Annotated in this window: 16 protein-coding genes and 2 pseudogenes; 9 read left to right on the top strand and 9 right to left on the bottom strand. The window is 68.4% G+C overall.

What is annotated here, in order from left to right; all coding sequences use genetic code 11:
• Positions 1–25 precede the first annotated feature (25 nt).
• From ACFVYE_RS32660 to ACFVYE_RS32650, 3 genes are all read right to left on the bottom strand, one after another.
• On the bottom strand, positions 26–211 hold the full coding sequence (locus tag ACFVYE_RS32660) for a hypothetical protein (protein WP_389607974.1): 186 nt from the start codon (positions 209–211) through the stop codon (positions 26–28).
• 353 nt (positions 212–564) lie between these two features.
• The gene (locus tag ACFVYE_RS32655) at positions 565–693 is read right to left on the bottom strand and encodes a hypothetical protein (RefSeq protein WP_389608018.1); all 129 of its coding nucleotides are present in this window, start codon (positions 691–693) and stop codon (positions 565–567) included.
• Between the two features lie 398 nt (positions 694–1091).
• Positions 1092–1499: a hypothetical protein gene (locus ACFVYE_RS32650; RefSeq protein WP_389607973.1), complete on the bottom strand. Its 408-nt coding sequence runs from the start codon at positions 1497–1499 to the stop codon at positions 1092–1094.
• Positions 1500–1670: 171 nt separating this feature from the next.
• Between ACFVYE_RS32650 and sigJ the strand changes: the two genes are divergently transcribed.
• The 4 genes from sigJ to ACFVYE_RS32630 all read left to right on the top strand — a co-directional run bounded on the left by sigJ (position 1671) and on the right by ACFVYE_RS32630 (position 5476).
• The gene (gene sigJ, locus ACFVYE_RS32645) at positions 1671–2624 is read left to right on the top strand and encodes an RNA polymerase sigma factor SigJ (protein WP_389607972.1); all 954 of its coding nucleotides are present in this window, start codon (positions 1671–1673) and stop codon (positions 2622–2624) included.
• A 960-nt stretch (positions 2625–3584) separates the two neighbouring features.
• On the top strand, positions 3585–3716 hold the full coding sequence (locus ACFVYE_RS32640; protein WP_389607971.1) for a hypothetical protein: 132 nt from the start codon (positions 3585–3587) through the stop codon (positions 3714–3716).
• Positions 3717–3743: 27 nt separating this feature from the next.
• The gene (locus ACFVYE_RS32635; RefSeq protein ID WP_383970127.1) at positions 3744–4301 is read left to right on the top strand and encodes a phosphotransferase; all 558 of its coding nucleotides are present in this window, start codon (positions 3744–3746) and stop codon (positions 4299–4301) included.
• Positions 4302–4828: 527 nt separating this feature from the next.
• Positions 4829–5476, top strand: coding sequence for a class I SAM-dependent methyltransferase (locus ACFVYE_RS32630; protein ID WP_389607970.1), 648 nt, complete (start codon positions 4829–4831; stop codon positions 5474–5476).
• Positions 5477–5532: 56 nt separating this feature from the next.
• Here ACFVYE_RS32630 and ACFVYE_RS32625 read toward each other — a convergent pair whose 3' ends face one another.
• Complete coding sequence (locus ACFVYE_RS32625) at positions 5533–6237, bottom strand: tyrosine-type recombinase/integrase (RefSeq protein WP_383970111.1); 705 nt, start codon at positions 6235–6237, stop codon at positions 5533–5535.
• Between the two features lie 307 nt (positions 6238–6544).
• Between ACFVYE_RS32625 and ACFVYE_RS32620 the strand changes: the two genes are divergently transcribed.
• Both ACFVYE_RS32620 and ACFVYE_RS32615 read left to right on the top strand, forming a co-directional pair.
• Positions 6545–7744: an alpha/beta hydrolase family protein gene (locus ACFVYE_RS32620; protein WP_383970108.1), complete on the top strand. Its 1200-nt coding sequence runs from the start codon at positions 6545–6547 to the stop codon at positions 7742–7744.
• A gap of 6 nt (positions 7745–7750) precedes the next feature.
• Positions 7751–7937, top strand: a pseudogene (locus ACFVYE_RS32615) (IS5/IS1182 family transposase); the annotation flags it as partial.
• Here ACFVYE_RS32615 and ACFVYE_RS32610 read toward each other — a convergent pair.
• Both ACFVYE_RS32610 and ACFVYE_RS32605 read right to left on the bottom strand, forming a co-directional pair.
• Positions 7855–8037 (bottom strand): isocitrate lyase/phosphoenolpyruvate mutase family protein, encoded by a 183-nt coding sequence (locus ACFVYE_RS32610; protein WP_383970124.1) that lies wholly within the window; start codon positions 8035–8037, stop codon positions 7855–7857. The pseudogene ACFVYE_RS32615 and the gene ACFVYE_RS32610 overlap by 83 nt on opposite strands.
• 256 nt (positions 8038–8293) lie before the next feature.
• A complete protein-coding gene (locus ACFVYE_RS32605) occupies positions 8294–8779 on the bottom strand; it encodes a carboxymuconolactone decarboxylase family protein (protein WP_383970105.1) in 486 nt (161 codons plus the stop codon).
• Positions 8780–8977: 198 nt separating this feature from the next.
• On the opposite strand from ACFVYE_RS32605, the pseudogene ACFVYE_RS32600 reads away from it, so the two are divergent.
• A pseudogene (locus ACFVYE_RS32600) lies at positions 8978–9905 on the top strand (RNA polymerase sigma-70 factor).
• A 180-nt stretch (positions 9906–10085) separates the two neighbouring features.
• Here ACFVYE_RS32600 and ACFVYE_RS32595 read toward each other — a convergent pair.
• Entirely contained in the window at positions 10086–11063 is a 978-nt protein-coding gene (locus ACFVYE_RS32595) for a transposase (RefSeq protein ID WP_267009223.1), read from the bottom strand.
• Between the two features lie 93 nt (positions 11064–11156).
• Here ACFVYE_RS32595 and ACFVYE_RS32590 point away from each other — a divergent pair, with 93 nt between their 5' ends.
• Entirely contained in the window at positions 11157–12320 is a 1164-nt protein-coding gene (locus ACFVYE_RS32590) for a pentapeptide repeat-containing protein (RefSeq protein WP_329157546.1), read from the top strand.
• 166 nt (positions 12321–12486) lie between these two features.
• Here the strand turns inward: ACFVYE_RS32590 and ACFVYE_RS32585 are convergent, their stop codons facing one another.
• Together ACFVYE_RS32585 and ACFVYE_RS32580 are read right to left on the bottom strand one after the other, a co-directional pair.
• Positions 12487–12807, bottom strand: coding sequence for a hypothetical protein (locus ACFVYE_RS32585; RefSeq protein WP_389607969.1), 321 nt, complete (start codon positions 12805–12807; stop codon positions 12487–12489).
• A 58-nt stretch (positions 12808–12865) separates the two neighbouring features.
• On the bottom strand, positions 12866–13555 hold the full coding sequence (locus tag ACFVYE_RS32580) for a DJ-1/PfpI family protein (RefSeq protein WP_383970097.1): 690 nt from the start codon (positions 13553–13555) through the stop codon (positions 12866–12868).
• Positions 13556–13765: 210 nt separating this feature from the next.
• On the opposite strand from ACFVYE_RS32580, the gene ACFVYE_RS32575 reads away from it, so the two are divergent.
• Positions 13766–14704, top strand: coding sequence for a GlxA family transcriptional regulator (locus ACFVYE_RS32575; protein ID WP_383970094.1), 939 nt, complete (start codon positions 13766–13768; stop codon positions 14702–14704).
• Positions 14705–14972 lie beyond the last annotated feature (268 nt).

The raw sequence follows: 14972 nt of genomic DNA, 5'->3' as shown, positions 1-14972 counted from the left end.
GGCCGGGCCGCCCAGCGCGGGCGCTTCAGCGGCGGTTTCGGTGCGGCTTCCAGCCCGGGTGGGGTACTGCGGCCGGCAAGGCCTTGGTGTAGTCCGTTTCCGGCGCGCGCAGAAGCTGCGCTGTCGGACCGCGTTCCACCGCCCGGCCGCCGGACATCACGATCACGTCGTCGCTGGTCTGATGGACGAGACCGACGCCGAGTCCGGACATGCTCGGTGTACGCGACCCGACTCGGCTTTGGAGGGCGGCTGATGCTGTCCTGTACGACGGCAAGCACTCCGGCCATGCTGTTCTGGCGACCGCCGCCCCCGCCACGGAGTGGTTGTGCGCGCGGACGCGGGTCACCGAGTTTGGCCTGTCGGTCAGATTCTCGGATACGGGTCACTCGTGTTGCTTGTGGAGTCGGTGGGGGCCCTGATGGTGTTGACGGTGCTCGGCTGAATCCACTAGCTGTCGCGCCGAGGCGGCGGCCAGTTGCTGGGTTTCACCTTCTTTACCGCCGATCAATAACCGCCAGGATCCTGCTCCTCATTGCTGCTACGGCATCGGCACGTACCGGCCCATCAGCCGCGGTCCGGTAGCTCCCCGAGCAGAACCGGCACAGTCTCGTCCCGGCGGGCGTGGAACCGGTACAGCCCGGCGAGTGCGGCCCGCTTGCGTACGAGCGTGGTGTTGCCGACCGCGGGCGGCATACCCGGCAGCTGGTACACGCCAGGCCGACGCGCCGGGCGCGATCGCTGAAGCCAGGCGAAGAACTCCGTGAGGTCCTCCAGCCCAGGCGCCGGAAGTCGGCGCCGCGCTGACCGGTCCACTCGAAGAAGTCCCGCAGGTCATGCGCATACGCCTCCACGGTGTACGGCGAACGGCCCGTCGCGGTGAGATGCCCCAGGTATACCTCCGCCGCCTCGACGGGCAGTCCGCCGCCGTCGGCGACGGTGTACGACACCCGATCCGAGTCCGGAACCCGCACCCGCTGTACTCACACAGCTCGTCGACGACACGACCGCACCAGGTCAAGGACGTGATGAACTGCGAGCGTGGTGAGGGGCCGCCGACTGTCGGGTCAGCGGGCCTCGATGCCTGGGAAGCGTCACGGGGTACGTCGCATTCGGTTGACACCGGAGACCTTGGACAGGATCTGGCCCAGAGTCAGCACGCTCAGGCCGAACATCAGGACGCCCAGGGGAACATGGAGTGTCGGCTTGTGCGCGATGCCGAGGACCACCTGCACCGAAGCGAGTGCGAGGAAGCCGGACGCGTACAGGATGGGCCGGGGCGATCCGCCACCCGGCCGCCACGCCAGGATCGCGGCGAGCACGTACAGCATCGACGCGCCGTACATCACGCGGGCTCCGACGCTGTGCAGTACCTCGCCGTGGGACGAGGACAGCAGCAGTCCGGCGGTGACCGCCTGGAAGAAGATTGCCAAGGTCTGCAGGGCGATCGCGACCTGCAGGAACGTGAGTCTGCCCGGTACTGCCGTCGTCTGTGTGGCCACGATGTGGTCCCCTCTTCTGCCTCGCGGCGGTGGATCAGTAGTGTCTTGATCACCCGACGACGCAGGCCCGCGAAATGTGAGGCGAGGCGCCGAACTCACCGTCCGGTGCGGTGTTTCGCCGAAGCGGCGAGGGCGGAAGCGGACGAGAAGAACCAGGGAGCGGTCACGACCATGAGCACCCCATCCGAGCCAGGGCACGACCGGTCCGAGCCGCATCTGGGCGCGATCGTCGGCGAGCGGCGCCGACTGACCAATATCGCCTACCGGCTGCTCGGGTCGCTGTCCGATGCCGAGGACGCCGTGCAGGAGACCTACGCCCGCTGGTACGCGATGTCGCGGCAACAGCAGGAGGCCATCGAGTCGCCCGGCGCCTGGCTGACGACGGTGGCCGGCCGCATCTGCCTGGACATGCTCGGTTCGGCGCGGGTTCGGCGCGAGGCTTATGTCGGCGCGTGGATACCCGAGCCGCTGCCCGACCGTACGGAGTGGTTCAACGGGCGGGCAGGCGGCGGCAGGGCCGCTCCGGACGACCCCGCCGACCGGATTACCCTGGACGAGTCGGTGAACATGGCCTTCCTCGTCGTACTGGAGTCGATGACGCCGGCCGAACGCGTGGCGTTCATCCTGCACGACGTCTTCCGCTACCCCTTCGCCGAGGTCGCCGAGATCGTCGGCCGGACGCCCGCGGCCTGCCGACAATTGGCGTCCTCGGCCCGTCGGCGCCTCCGCGCCGCGCGGACTCCGATGGGTCCGGCAGCCGAACAGGCCGGTCTGGTAAGGAACTTCAAGGAGGCCTGGGAGGCCAAAAACATCAAGGCCCTCGTCGGCCTCCTCGACCCCGACGCCACGATGACCGCCGACGGCGGCGGCCTGGTCGGCACCGTCCTGCGCCCGGTCAAGGGCAGCGAGCGCATCGCCCAGTACCTGATCCACATCGCCGACAAAACGCCTGGGCTGGCGCTCCTGGAACGGATGGTCAATGGACGGCCCGGCCTGGTCGCCCAGCACACCGGCACCCCCGTGACCGTGGCCGCGTTCGATATCACCGGCGGCCGCATCAGATGTATCTGGGCAGTCCGCAACCCGGAGAAACTCCGTCCGTGGACCGACAGCGGACAGAACTGATTCGACACCACCTGGAACGATGCCGCTGGGCGGTAAGACCGTCCTCCGCGCGTCGAGGATCGTTCGGAAGCTGGACCGCCCAGCCGCTTCAGCCCGGCCTTCGCTCCATCGGCGATCAGGACGTCGTGAACCGGCTGGAGTCCGGGACGTATTGCGCCGTCGCGAGAGAGTGCGTCGCGGACCTGCTGGTCGCGGACGCAGCTGTGGCAGCGGCCATAGCTGTGCAGATACTCGACCGTCCCACAGAACCGGCAGGAGTTGGAGGAGACCGGGTTCTTGTCAGCAGGTCTCGCAGAGGTGGCCGTCCTCGGCCCGGGCTGCGGCGAGTACGTGAGCAGGTGTCGCAACAGGGCATGCCGGTCGAGGCCCGGTAGCAGTATCGGGCCCCTTGCCGCAGAACGAACAGGTTCGCAGGATCGGCCGGTAGCAGGCGCCGCGGAGCGGCCCATCCTCGGTGCGTCGTCCTCCTCGCACCCGCGGGGATGGTCGCTGAGACGAAGTCGGCCCCCACCAGCCGGGGGGGTGCGGGTGGGGGCCGAAGTGGCTTGGGCAGGTCGGGGGAATGTGCCTGCTCAAGCTCGGGTCGTACGGTCTGGTGCCCGGGTTTCCGGGGGTTATGCGTGACACGGCCTGGCCGGGGATTGGGCGCGGGGACACCGGGGCTCCCTGGCCGACCGTGTTCTTCAATCGCGGCGTACGGGTGCGGGTTTGTCCGGGCTGCCACTCCCTCGACTGCGGCTTCGGGGTGATTGGCCAGTTGATGTGGGGGTTCCCTGCGACGCCGATGCCTGCGGCTCGGAGGCCGACGGCAATCTCCTCAACAACTGCCACCGAGCTTTTCCGGACTGAGGAATTGATCACGGGGTGGTCGCCTTGAGCACGCGAGGCCGCGTTCGAGGAGGAGCCAACGGCGGCCAGCCGAACGTGAGATGCGGACCCCAGGGTCCTGTGCTGACGCGCATGGAACAGGAGCTGGAGATTCCGTTGACCGGGGGCCGGATCACGAAGGGAGTCGTCCGTGTCGGGGACACGGTGCGGCGGCCGGTCGGGCCTCACTCGCCGTTCGTGCACCGGCTGCTCCGGCATCTGTAGGACGTCGGCTCCGACGCCGCGCCGAGGCTGCTCGGAACCGATGCCAAGGGCCGCGAGATCCTCAGCTTTCAGCATGGTGAAGTCACGACCGCCTTCCGGGCCCGTGGCTGGTCGACCGCCCAGATCACCGCTGCGGCGCAGCTGCTGCGCCGACTGCACGACGCGACCGCCGGCTCGCCGATCGCGGGTGGCGAGGAGACGGTGTGCCACAACGATTTCTCCCCGCTCAACGTCGCCTTCTTCGACGGACTTCCTGTCTCCGCCTTCGACTTCGACCAGGCTTCTCCCGGCCCCCGCACGCGTGACCTCGCCTACGCCGCCTGGCTGTGGTTGCTCGGCGCCGACATCGCCCGCCCTCTCGACTGCCAACCGGCCCTCTTGCGTGCCTTCCTCGACGTGTACGGGTTCGAGGACGAGTACCGTCGGGGCTTCGGCGGGCGCATCGTTGCCCGGGTCGAGGCCGAGCGCGACATGCATGACCGTGCCGGACGCATCACCAGCCCCGGGTCCTGGCTGCATCTTGAGATCGCCTGGCTGAGGGAACACGCCGACGCCATCGACCGGCACTTGGAAAGCAGCATCTGACGGATGACAAGAAGCGGCCCTCAAAGATGGACGAGTGGCACGACCGATGCCGTGGCCTCGCGCTCAGCGCCATCAGCATCGGGGGCGACCAGCCGCTTGCCTGCCCCGCCTCAGGCGGGGCAGGTGGTTGTGTCGGTGCGGAGGCGTCAGGCCCGGAGCCCGGGTTCTCCCGTTTCCGGTTGGGGCGGCCATGCAGGGTCTGTGAGTACCGGCATGCCGAGGTCGACCAGCTGCGGTCGGCCATCGGTAGGCGCCCGCTTGCGGCTGTTGAGCTCGGCCATCGCAGCATCGAGGCTGACCCGGAGTCCTTCAACTTCGCCGAGCCGGCCGTTGCCTCTGGCCTCGCGGATACGTTCGCGGAGGTTCTGGATGATCTCGATCAGGCGGGGCCGCCGACTGGGGTCCATCTGGAGGTCCGGGCAACGGATGCAGGCTTCTCTGAACCAGCGACAGCCCGGGCGAACGGGCGGGAGGGAAGATCGCGATTCTCTCGGCTCGCCTCGGGGCCAGGAACTACTGTTGCGAGCATGGTCGAGCACGATGCCCTCAGTGTCACCCGCGAGGCTTACGACGCTGCTGCCCCCACCTATGCGCAGCTGTTCCGCGACGAGCTGCGGGACAGGCCTTTGGACCGCGCGATCTTGGGTGCCTTCGCCGAGGTCGTAAGTGCGAGTGAGAACGGTCAGGTCGCGGACCTGGGGTGTGGACCTGGCCATATCACCGCTTATCTGGACGAGCTGGGCCTGGCGGCGTTTGGTGTTGATGCCTCTCCTGCGATGATCAAGTTGGCTCGACAGACCTATCCGGGCCTGCAGTTCGACGTGGGCTCGATGTCCGCGTTGAACATCGCTGACGGCGCGCTGGGCGGCGTACTCTCACGTTGGTCCATCATCCACACTCCGCCGCAGGAACTCCCCGTCATCCTGGCGGAGTTCCATCGTGTGCTGGCACCTGGCGGCCACCTTCTGGTCGGCTTTTCGGCAAGCGGTGATCCTTCTCACCCGACGCAGGTATTCGATCACGCAGTCGCGCCGGCCTATCGGTGGTGGCCTGATCACCTCGCCGCGATGCTGCGCAAGTCCGGGTTGGCCGAGGTGGCCCGGATGGTTCGCGAGCCCCAGCCCACCGACCGACGGCAGTTCCAGGAGATTCAACTGCTCGCCCGCACAGCCTAGGCAGGGCCTGTCTGACTGAACACATGAGCGCATCCAACCTGCCGGACAGGGATCCGTCAGGCTCCGGGCGTCGATTCATGATCAGGGCTCACCGCCGATCGAGCTCCGATTTGGTCGAACGAGGGGACTCCGAGGAGCACCTTCGGTGACCTGCGCTCCTGGCGGGCATCGAACTGGGCGATCTTCTCTTCTGCCCCGGTGAGGCCGACCCGTAGCCCTTCGACCTCGCCGAGCCAGCCTTCGCGTTCGGCCTCGGCGATGCGGGCGATCAGGTTGTCGCGGATGTCGGCAAGTCGTGTCCGTTGGGCCGGGTCCGGTCGAAGGAGTGAACATCTGACACAAGCGTGCTCATGGATGCAAGGGGTTCGGTTCTGAAGGCGCGTGCGCAGGTGCCGATGGACACCTTCCTTTTCTCGAAGTGGGCGAGGCAGGCATCCCAATTCTTCCTCGGTTGGGGTTCGGTATTCTTCGCTGGGGTGAGAGGTTCGACGGCGGGCGATGAACGCTCGGTGGGCTTCGATCGTCTCGGCGGGGTAGACCGCTTTGTATCCCATTGTCGTGTCGATGCGCTTGTGTTCGCAGATCACTTGGGCGATGTGCGGTGGCAGGCCGTTCATGATGGCGTCGGTAACGAAGATCCTCCGGAAGTCGTGGGGTGAGAACGTAAGGGCCTCGCCGTCGGCGTTGGTCAGGCCGGTGGCAGCCAGGGCGTTCCGGAGCTCTTCGACCGGTTCGTCTGAGCCGGATCGGCTTCGAGGCATCCGAACGTCCCTGACCGGCTCCGGTCGGCCACCACCGGCGTTCCCATCGGCCATCCTGCTTGGCCGCTGCTGCGCGCACGCCCGGACTCCTCCCTGCGACGACGGCCGAGTGACAAATGTCAGTGAAAGCGATGAGGAATCGCAGCAGTTCGCCGGCAGCGCGGTTCCTAGCCTTTCGGTAGGGCACCCACGTGCCTGCGCACCACGCGTACAACCCGCGAAGGAGATCGCCATGCCGCGTCCGGCCCCGTCCTCACCGAGCAGCACCCTCAGGGCCAGCAGGACCAACGAAATCAGCAGGAGACGAATGGTGACCACGGGCACCGCGCTTGCCGCGGGACTCGCTGTGACCGCCGCCTCCGGCACCGCCGCCGTCGCCGCGTCGCCCCGCCGAGCGCCAGGTGATGTGCAGCCGCCCATACTGCTCGTCCTTCCGCGACCGAGCGGTCCCCATGCCCTCGGCACCGTGGCGCTGCATCTCAGCGACCGCAGCCGCCGGGACCCCTGGGTCGCTACGCGGCCGGTACGGGAGCTGATGCTTCAGCTCTGGTACCCCGCACGCGCAGCCGCCGGCCTGCCCAGGGCGCCATGGATGACCGGACAAGCCGCCAAGGTCTTCCAACAGGCGGGGTATCTCCTCCCCGAGTACGCCACGCTGCCGGACACGCACGCCCGTATCGGCGCAGCGGCGGACACGCGTGGGGACCGGCGTCCGGTGATCCTCTACTCCCACGGACACGGGCAGCACCGCAGCTCCAGCACGGCGCTGGTCGAGGAACTCGTCAGCCACGGATACGTCGTGGTCACCATCGACCACACATATGACGCTGGGCAGGTCGAGTTCCCCGGTGGCCGGGTCGAGAAGTACGCGATGCCGCCTCTCACGGGGGAGGACGACGACCCGGTGATCCTCAAGGCGGTCGACGTGCGAGTGGCCGACACCCGTTTCGTACTGGAGGAGTTGTCGCGGCGCGTACGGGGCCGTCGGGACCCGCTCCCCCACGGACTCGGCGACATCCTTGACCTGTCCAGGACCGCCATGTTCGGCCACTCCCTGGGTGGTGCGACCGCGGCCTCGGCGATGGCGGCAGGGGCGCCGATCGCGGCAGGCGCGAATCTCGACGGCAGCCTCTTCGGTCCGGTGGTGACCAAGGGGCTACGCAAGCCGTTCCTCCTGATGAGCGAGGACGCGGACAACAAACCGACCTGGCCGGAGATCTGGCCCCGGCTGCGAGGCTGGCGCCGCCATCTCCGGCTGACCGGTACCCGGCACTTCTCGTACACGGACTACGAGACGTTCATGCCGCAGGTCGCCGCGCGGCTCGGAGCGACCGACGAACAGCTGGCCGAGTTCATAGGCCCGCTCTGCGGGACACGCGGCATCGACATCCAGCGGCGCCTCCTGCTCGCCTACTTCGACCTTCACCTGCGCGGCCGTCGCGCCCCGGTCCTCGAAGGACCGTCGCCCCGGTATCCGGAGGTGCGCTTCATCGGCGGTGTCGGATGATCCGAACCTCGGCATCAGTGTCGCGACGAGGGAATCGGACGGTCCCGGGGGTCTGACCTCCAAGATCCACCTCGCAGGTGAGGGCGGATGCCGCCCGATGGCCCTACTGGTCACGCCCGGCCAGTGGGGCGATGCATCGCATTCTGGCGGTCTCCGCGTCCAGGACCCCGAGGACGAAGATCCCCGTCCGCGCCTGCCATGGCATAGGCGTGGGCACGGACCAGCGTCTCCTTAATCCACGCCGTGCGGTCACGCGGCAAGCGGTACGTGTCGACGCGGGCATTGACGAACACCGGCTGAACCACGCCCCATCACAGGGGTCCTGGGGGAGGTGAGGAGGTGACCGTGACGGAACTGATCGTGCTGCTCACGACCAACTTGTCCAGGGCCATCCCGCCCGCGTGCGGTTTTCGCCGAGGCGAACGACGCACTCGGTATGCACGGGTCCAGCGAGTCCGACGACGACACCGTTCGGTCTGTCGCTGCTCACAGGACGTGCGCCCGGCCCAGGAACGAATGCCCCGGGCCGAGCCGCAATGCGGCTGGCGGTCAGTTCACGATGCCGGCGAGGGCGCCGGGCTCGTAGGAACCGCCCTGGTTGTTCAGGATCACGCCGAGGCGGTTGGTCGCGTTGATCATGGCGACCAGGGAGACCAGCGCGATGGCCTGGTCCTCGTCGTAGTACTTGCGCACCTGGGCCCAGGTCTCCTCGGACACACCCTGGCCGGCGTCGGCGATTCGGGTGCCCTCCTCGGCGAGCGCCGGCGCGGCACACTCGGCCTCGGTGAACACGGTGGAATGGCGCCAAGCGGCGACCAGGTTGAGCCGGGCCGAGGTCTCACCGGCAGCCGCCGCGTCCTTGGCGTGGATGTCGACGCAGAAGCCGCAGCCGTTGATCTGGCTCGCACGCAACTGCACCAGCTCCTGAGTGGCCTTGGGCAGCGGCGACTCCTGGATCACCTGGCTGACTGAATACATACGCTTGCCGATCTTGGCGCCGACTTCGTTGGCGAACAGGTTGATACGGGGTTCCATGACTTCGTCCTCACGGGTGCTGTTGCGGGCCGCGCGGATCTTCTGCGCGGCGTCCTGACGAACACGAGATGCCGGCCGCCCGGCCCGTGTGCCAGCGCAACGATGTGACGTAGGCCACCGACCACGGGTGTCACAAGGCGGTGCGCGGCGGCGTCTTGTACGTGACACGGACGAGGGCGAACGGACGGGAGCCCGGCGATGAACGAGCACAACGAGCGAACAGGTGACACTGCCGAGCACCATGGCCGCGACGGCCGCGTGGACTCTGCCACCGAGGCGTTCATCACCCACCGCAACCTTCTGTTCCCCGTCGCCTACGAGATGCTCGGCTCCGCGGCCGACGCCGCGGACGTCCTGCAGGAAACCTGGCTGCGCTGGGCCGACGTCGACCTCGACACGGTGCGGGAACAGCGCGCCCACCTGGTCCGGATCACCACACGCCAGGCGCTGCCCCGGCTGCGTTCGCTCCGCCGCCGCAAGGAGTCCTACGTCCGGCCCCCGGCTGCCCGAGCCGCTGCTGACCGCGCCCGACGTGGCCGATGACGTCGAGCTGGCCGACAGTGTCTCGATGGCGATGCTGCTGGTCCTCGAGACACTTGCGCCGACCGAACGGGCGGTGTTCATGCTGCGCGAGGTCTTCGACCTCTCCTACGACGAGATCGCGGAAGCCGTCGACAAGACCCCGGCCGCCGTCCGCCAGATCGCGCACCGGGCACGGGCCCACGTAGCGGCGCGCCGACCCCGCGCCGTCGTTTCCCCGGCCGGGACCCGCGACGCGCTCACCGCGTTCCGGCGGGCGATCGAAACGGGCGACCTGCAGCGCCTGCTCGACATGATCGCGCCGGACATCGTCCTGCTGACCGACGGCGGCGGGGTTGTGAAGGTCTCGCTGACCCCAGTCATGGGCCCCGACAGCGTGGCCGGCGTGCTGGGCAGGATCAACACCCAGATGGACCCGCAGTCGGCACAGGTCAACGGCTACCCGGCGCTCGTCCTCCGGCTGGGCGGCGCGATCGACACCGTCATGGCGGTACGCATCGACGACGGCCTCGTCACCGGCCTCTACGCCGTGCGCAATCCCGAGAAGCTTTCGCGCATCGACCGCGAGACTGCGGTGAGCCGCTGAGCCCAGGAACGGCTGAGCCGCGACGTGCTGTAACGACGGATCGCAGTCGGCGGGCAGCAGCAGAGCCGGCTCCAGCCCCGACTCGTGGATCACGTGGTCGCGCACCGTGGCCGACCAGTAACAACCTTGGGAGCGATTGAGTTCGGGGCGTGCTGGCCTGGCGGGTTGGCTGGTGGGTGATCAGCAAGCGGCCTGCCGGCTGAGCACCAATTCGGTGCTCGCCTTGCGGCGGGTCGCCCGCCGGGCGGAGCGGTCAGAGACCAGGGTGGCGATCGCGAGGTGGGTCTCGGCGTAGGTCTCGCGGCGGCCGGTGAACCGCTGCAGGGGCCGCCACTGCTTGTACTCGGCATTGGTGTGCTCCACGCAGATCCGCGCGGAGGACTGGCGGCGTCTCTGCTCGCGCCAGGCGTGGTGCTCGCCCAGCGGCGCGTCATCCTTCGGTTTCTTCGGCGGGGCACTGACCTGGCCGGGGAACTCGTTGGCCAGGCCCCGGTAGCCCTCGTCGACCTCGGCCTTGACCTTGGGGTGCCGGTGGAACTGCTCGGCGATGCCCTCGGTGCGCACGGCGGTCTGGTCGTGCATGCGGCCCGGCCGGACCACACCGCTGAACAGGGTGCGACCCTGCGGGTCACTGAAGGTGGTGGTCTTGATGGTGTTCTGCTTCTTCTTGCCGGAGACGAACGCCTTGCGGCCGGGGCGGTGGGCGCGGGGGCGTCGGACCTGCACTTCGGTGCCGTCGATGCGCAGGTCAACGCCCTCCGCGCCGGCGTAGGCGAACAGGTCCTCCAGCGTGCGCAGCCGGACCCCCGGCCGGTCCGGGACGGCGAAGCCGCGGGCCGCCAGCAGCGGGCGGACCTCGCGGATCGCTCCGGAGACGGTGGAGCGGTCCACTGCGTACAACTCGGCCAGAGCGGCGTGCGGGATCCCAAGCCGCAGGTGGACCAGCGTGACCAGGAGCCGGTCGACGAAGACCAGGCGCTGCTTGGGCCCGGCGCCAGCCGCCCGCCTCCGGTCTCCGCCACGCCGCTCGTGTAGCGCCGACTCCCGCGCGGCCTGCCACCGGGGCGCGAGTTCTTTGAGTAACTCGCCGAAGTGTGCGCGCGGGACCCCGGACAGGGCAGGATGGGAACAGGCCGCACGGGCCCAGGTAAACCTCACAACTCACTCAACCCATACGGCCGTTCTCATGTCACGGGCCAGTGCCACAGCACTCTTGATCGTTTACTAAGTGGAGCCTAAGCTCCTGTGCCCATGGAGATGGGGGAACCGGACCGCGGGCGGCGGGCATGGCGCGACGGGCTGGTCAGGCGTCGTACAGCCGTGGCTCTGCTGGCCGGGGCGGCGGGGCTGGTCGTTCTAGGCACAGTGTTCGTCCTACTGCCGGGTGTGGTGGTCGACCACGATCTCGCCGGGGCGAGCGTCGCCGCACAGGATCGACTGAAGGCGGTGAACGATGTCCGTACGACGCTTCTGCAGGTGGTCGGCGGCCTGGTCGTGCTCTTCGGCGCGTATGCCACCTGGCGGCAACTGCGGGTGAGTCAGGACGGTTTGCGCGCCACCCAGGAGGGCTACGTCACCGACCGATTCAGCCGGGCCGTCGACCAGCTCGGCAGCGACAAGCTGGATGTGCGCATCGGCGGGTTGCACGCGCTGTGGCGGATCGCGGAGCAGTCCGCCCGCGACCGGGAGGCCATCATCTCCATCCAGGCCGCGTATCTGCGTACGCACCTGCCCTGGCCACCCGCCGGGCCGGAATCACCGGCGGCAGACGTGCCCATCAACGACATCGCACCCCTGGAGACTCGCGCCGCCGACGCCCAGGTGGCGCTGACCGCGCTCGGCGTGCTGTGCCAGCACCGGGAGCAGTCCTGGGTCAATCTCAGCATCACCGACTTGCGCCGGGCCGACTGCGACGGACTCTGGTTCCCCGAGGTCAACTTCGACCGCGCTTGCCTGGAGGCCGCTGGCCTGTACCACGCCAATCTGACCCAGGCGTCCCTGGTCTCGGTCAACCTGCGGCACGCCGACCTCACGACTGCGATTCTCCGCCGGGCTCGCTGCATTCTGGCCGACCTACGGGGCGCGAAGCTGGTCGAAACCGACTTGCGTGACGCCGACTTCACTGAGACCGACCTGCGCGAGGCGAACCTGCGCAAGGCCGTCGCCCACGGCGCGGTCTTCCAACGCGCCGATCTCCGCATGGCCGACTTGCGCGGCACCGACTTGAGCACCGCCAACCTTGTCGAAGCACGCCTGACCGGCGCCGTGGCCAGCGAGCACACCCGCTGGCCCGCCGACTTCGACCACACGGCCGCCGGAGTCGTCGACACCGATGACCCCGGCCCCGAGCCCTCGCCCCTACTCCAGCCCCCGGGGATGACGTGGCAGGCGCCGCCGCTGCGGTCCACTCCCTGACCAAGATGCGCCGGTCAAGACAGCGGCGACCGCGATCCGCCTGACGGCACCACTCCTCCTCAGCGGCGTCCTGATCGCGCAGGGGCCCAGACCGCCAGGCAGATCCGGAGCTGGTATCGCTCCCAAGGTCGTAAGTCCGAGTACCGTCACGACACTGCGACAGAGGTCAGTGTTCCGTGGCCGCTCGGATGGCACGGCGGTGGCCGGTGACCTTGGATGCCGGGAGGCGTCCGGCCTTGGAAGTGCCGGTCAAGGTGTTGCCGGCGACCGTCACGGCAAAGGTCAGGTTCAGGCGCATGGGCTTGGTGACGGCCTGCCTCCAGGTGAGCCGGTCGCCGTCGAGGGTGACATCACTGAGTGGGACTTCTTCTCCCGCCCCGTGGGCGACCCCGGTCAGAACACCGCCCTGGCACAGGAGTTCGACGACGGCCTTGATCTCGCCGATGGGGGTGGAGATGGACAGGTCCCAGGTGCCTTCAACGGACATGCTGTTGCTGTTTCCTCACGGTGCGGTGCGAGCAGAGGTGCGGGGGTGGGGCGCGTGGTCAGAGGCCGGCGGGCACTGGGCCCTGATTGCGCCAGACGGTGCCGCGGCGTTCATGAGCGAACAGCTCTTCGACGGCGTGAGCGATCTGGGGGCCCACCTCGCGCTCCAGCAGGTACAGGCCCAGGTCGAGTCCGGAGGTGACACCGGCGCCGGTGACGAGGTCGCCGTCATCGACGACGCGGGCGCTCACTGCGTGGACGCCGGTGGCATCGAGCATGTCCAGGCCCATGTGGTGGGTGGTGGCATGGCGGCCCTCCAACAGGCCGGCCATGGCCAGCACGAGCGAGCCGCCGCACACCGCGCCGACCGTCACCTCCGGGTTGTCCATCGCCGCCTTCAACAACGTGGGCAGCTCGGTGGTCAGGGTTCGGCCCAGCAGCACGGGGATGAATTCGTCCTGCTGCCACTCCCCGGCGCCCGCGTCATGGTCAGGGACCTCACCGGGCTCCCCGACACGGCCCGAGGCACCAGGAACCAGAATCAGGCCCGCACGTGCGGCGTCGAGGGCGCCCGTGGCGCGCAGCACCAGGCCCCCGGTGCCGCTGACCACCTCGCGCGGTCCTTCGGCAGAAACCAGTTCCACGCTCACCGCGCCGCCGGAGGCAGTGCCGCCGGCGTACAGCACCTCATAGGGGGCGATGACATCGAGCGGATCGAAGCCATCGAACAGGACAATCTGGGCGTGCATGAAGGGTTCCTTCCAGTGCGACAGGTCCGGTCCGCGACCGGGCTCGCTCCTGACGCTAACCGGCTGCCGCCCGCCGCCCCAGTGGCATTAGTGACATCTTCCAACGGAATAACGCCATGGCTAGCCAAGAGCCCCTTGAGCTGGCCAGAGAAGAGATATCGGCGTATTGAGACCAAGTTTGGGCACCTGGTGAGCAGGTATCTTCTAGCCATGCACACTGTCGCCGTCCTCGCACTGGACCGGGTGATTCCGTTCGATCTGTCCACCCCTATCGAGGTCTTCACCCGCACCCGACTCCCGGGCGGGCGCCCCGGCTACCAGATCCGCGTGTGCGCGGAGGAGTCGGAGATCGACGCGGGTACCTTCACCCTGCGCGCGCCCTGGGGGCTGGAGGGGCTCAAGGGTGCGGACACGATCATCGTCCCCGGTACCGACGCCCCCGCGGCCCCGCTTACCGCCGCCGTCCGCGACGCGCTGCGCACGGCGGCCGAGGACGGCACTCGCATCGCCTCCATCTGCTCGGGCACCTTTCCCCTGGCCGCCACCGGGCTCCTCGACGGCCTACGCGCCACCACCCACTGGATCGCGGCCGACCTCCTGGCCGCCACCCACCCGGACATCGAGGTCGATCCGGACGTCCTGTACGTCGACAACGGCCAGATCCTCACCTCCGCCGGCGCTGCCGCCGGCCTGGACCTGTGCCTGCACATGATCCGCAAGGATTACGGCTCGGCCGTTGCCGCCGATGCCGCCCGACTGTCCGTCATGCCCCTGGAACGCGAGGGCGGACAAGCGCAGTTCATCGTCCATGATTACGCGCCCACCCCCCAGGGCTCTGTCCTCGAACCCCTGCTCAACTGGTTGCAGGACAACCTGGGAGCCGACCTCACGCTCGCCGATATCGCCGCCCACGCCGGAACCAGCACCCGGACCCTGATCCGCCGCTTCCGCGAACAGACCGGCACCACCCCGCTCCAGTGGCTCCAACGCGCCCGCATCCGCCAAGCCCAGCACCTCCTCGAGACCACACACCACTCCGTCGAACGCATCGGCGCCCAGGTCGGCTTCGGCTCACCCACCGCCTTCCGTGACCGCTTCAAGCGCACCACCGGAGTCAGCCCTCACACCTACCGCCGCGCGTTCAGCTGATTGCCGGACGGCCTGTCCCTTGTGTCCCTGTGCGGATTGTCGAGACATCGCCGCTCACGAACGGCACGCCCAACCCCGAGCAGCAACAACGGGGAGCGAAGACTCCGACGTCAACAAGCTGAAACACCTGCACGATCACGCCGGAGAACACCGCTGCTGTCCGGGGCTAGGCCCAATACCGGTGACTTTGCAGGTGCTGGCTCGTTGAGTTGGTGTGCCAAGACCAGGACAGTTGAAGGCAGTTGAGGGTGATCGATTTTCGGATCGC

Source organism: Streptomyces sp. NPDC058239, from assembly GCF_042882185.1.
GTDB lineage: Bacteria > Actinomycetota > Actinomycetes > Streptomycetales > Streptomycetaceae > Streptomyces.
Note: the sequence above shows the minus strand (reverse complement) of the source record. Positions and strands in the feature narration are given on the sequence as shown.

Bases quoted from the DNA above. Each gene is read 5' to 3' on its own strand.
- ACFVYE_RS32660 (WP_389607974.1), bottom strand. From the start codon at position 211: ATGTCCGGACTCGGCGTCGGTCTCGTCCATCAGACCAGCGACGACGTG.
- ACFVYE_RS32655 (WP_389608018.1), bottom strand. From the start codon at position 693: ATGCCGCCCGCGGTCGGCAACACCACGCTCGTACGCAAGCGGGCCGCA.
- sigJ (WP_389607972.1), top strand. From the start codon at position 1,671: ATGAGCACCCCATCCGAGCCAGGGCACGACCGGTCCGAGCCGCATCTG.
- ACFVYE_RS32640 (WP_389607971.1), top strand. From the start codon at position 3,585: ATGGAACAGGAGCTGGAGATTCCGTTGACCGGGGGCCGGATCACGAAG.
- ACFVYE_RS32630 (WP_389607970.1), top strand. From the start codon at position 4,829: ATGGTCGAGCACGATGCCCTCAGTGTCACCCGCGAGGCTTACGACGCT.
- ACFVYE_RS32625 (WP_383970111.1), bottom strand. From the start codon at position 6,237: ATGCCTCGAAGCCGATCCGGCTCAGACGAACCGGTCGAAGAGCTCCGG.
- ACFVYE_RS32620 (WP_383970108.1), top strand. From the start codon at position 6,545: ATGGTGACCACGGGCACCGCGCTTGCCGCGGGACTCGCTGTGACCGCC.
- ACFVYE_RS32605 (WP_383970105.1), bottom strand. From the start codon at position 8,779: ATGGAACCCCGTATCAACCTGTTCGCCAACGAAGTCGGCGCCAAGATC.
- ACFVYE_RS32590 (WP_329157546.1), top strand. From the start codon at position 11,157: ATGGAGATGGGGGAACCGGACCGCGGGCGGCGGGCATGGCGCGACGGG.
- ACFVYE_RS32585 (WP_389607969.1), bottom strand. From the start codon at position 12,807: ATGTCCGTTGAAGGCACCTGGGACCTGTCCATCTCCACCCCCATCGGC.
- ACFVYE_RS32580 (WP_383970097.1), bottom strand. From the start codon at position 13,555: ATGCACGCCCAGATTGTCCTGTTCGATGGCTTCGATCCGCTCGATGTC.
- ACFVYE_RS32575 (WP_383970094.1), top strand. From the start codon at position 13,766: ATGCACACTGTCGCCGTCCTCGCACTGGACCGGGTGATTCCGTTCGAT.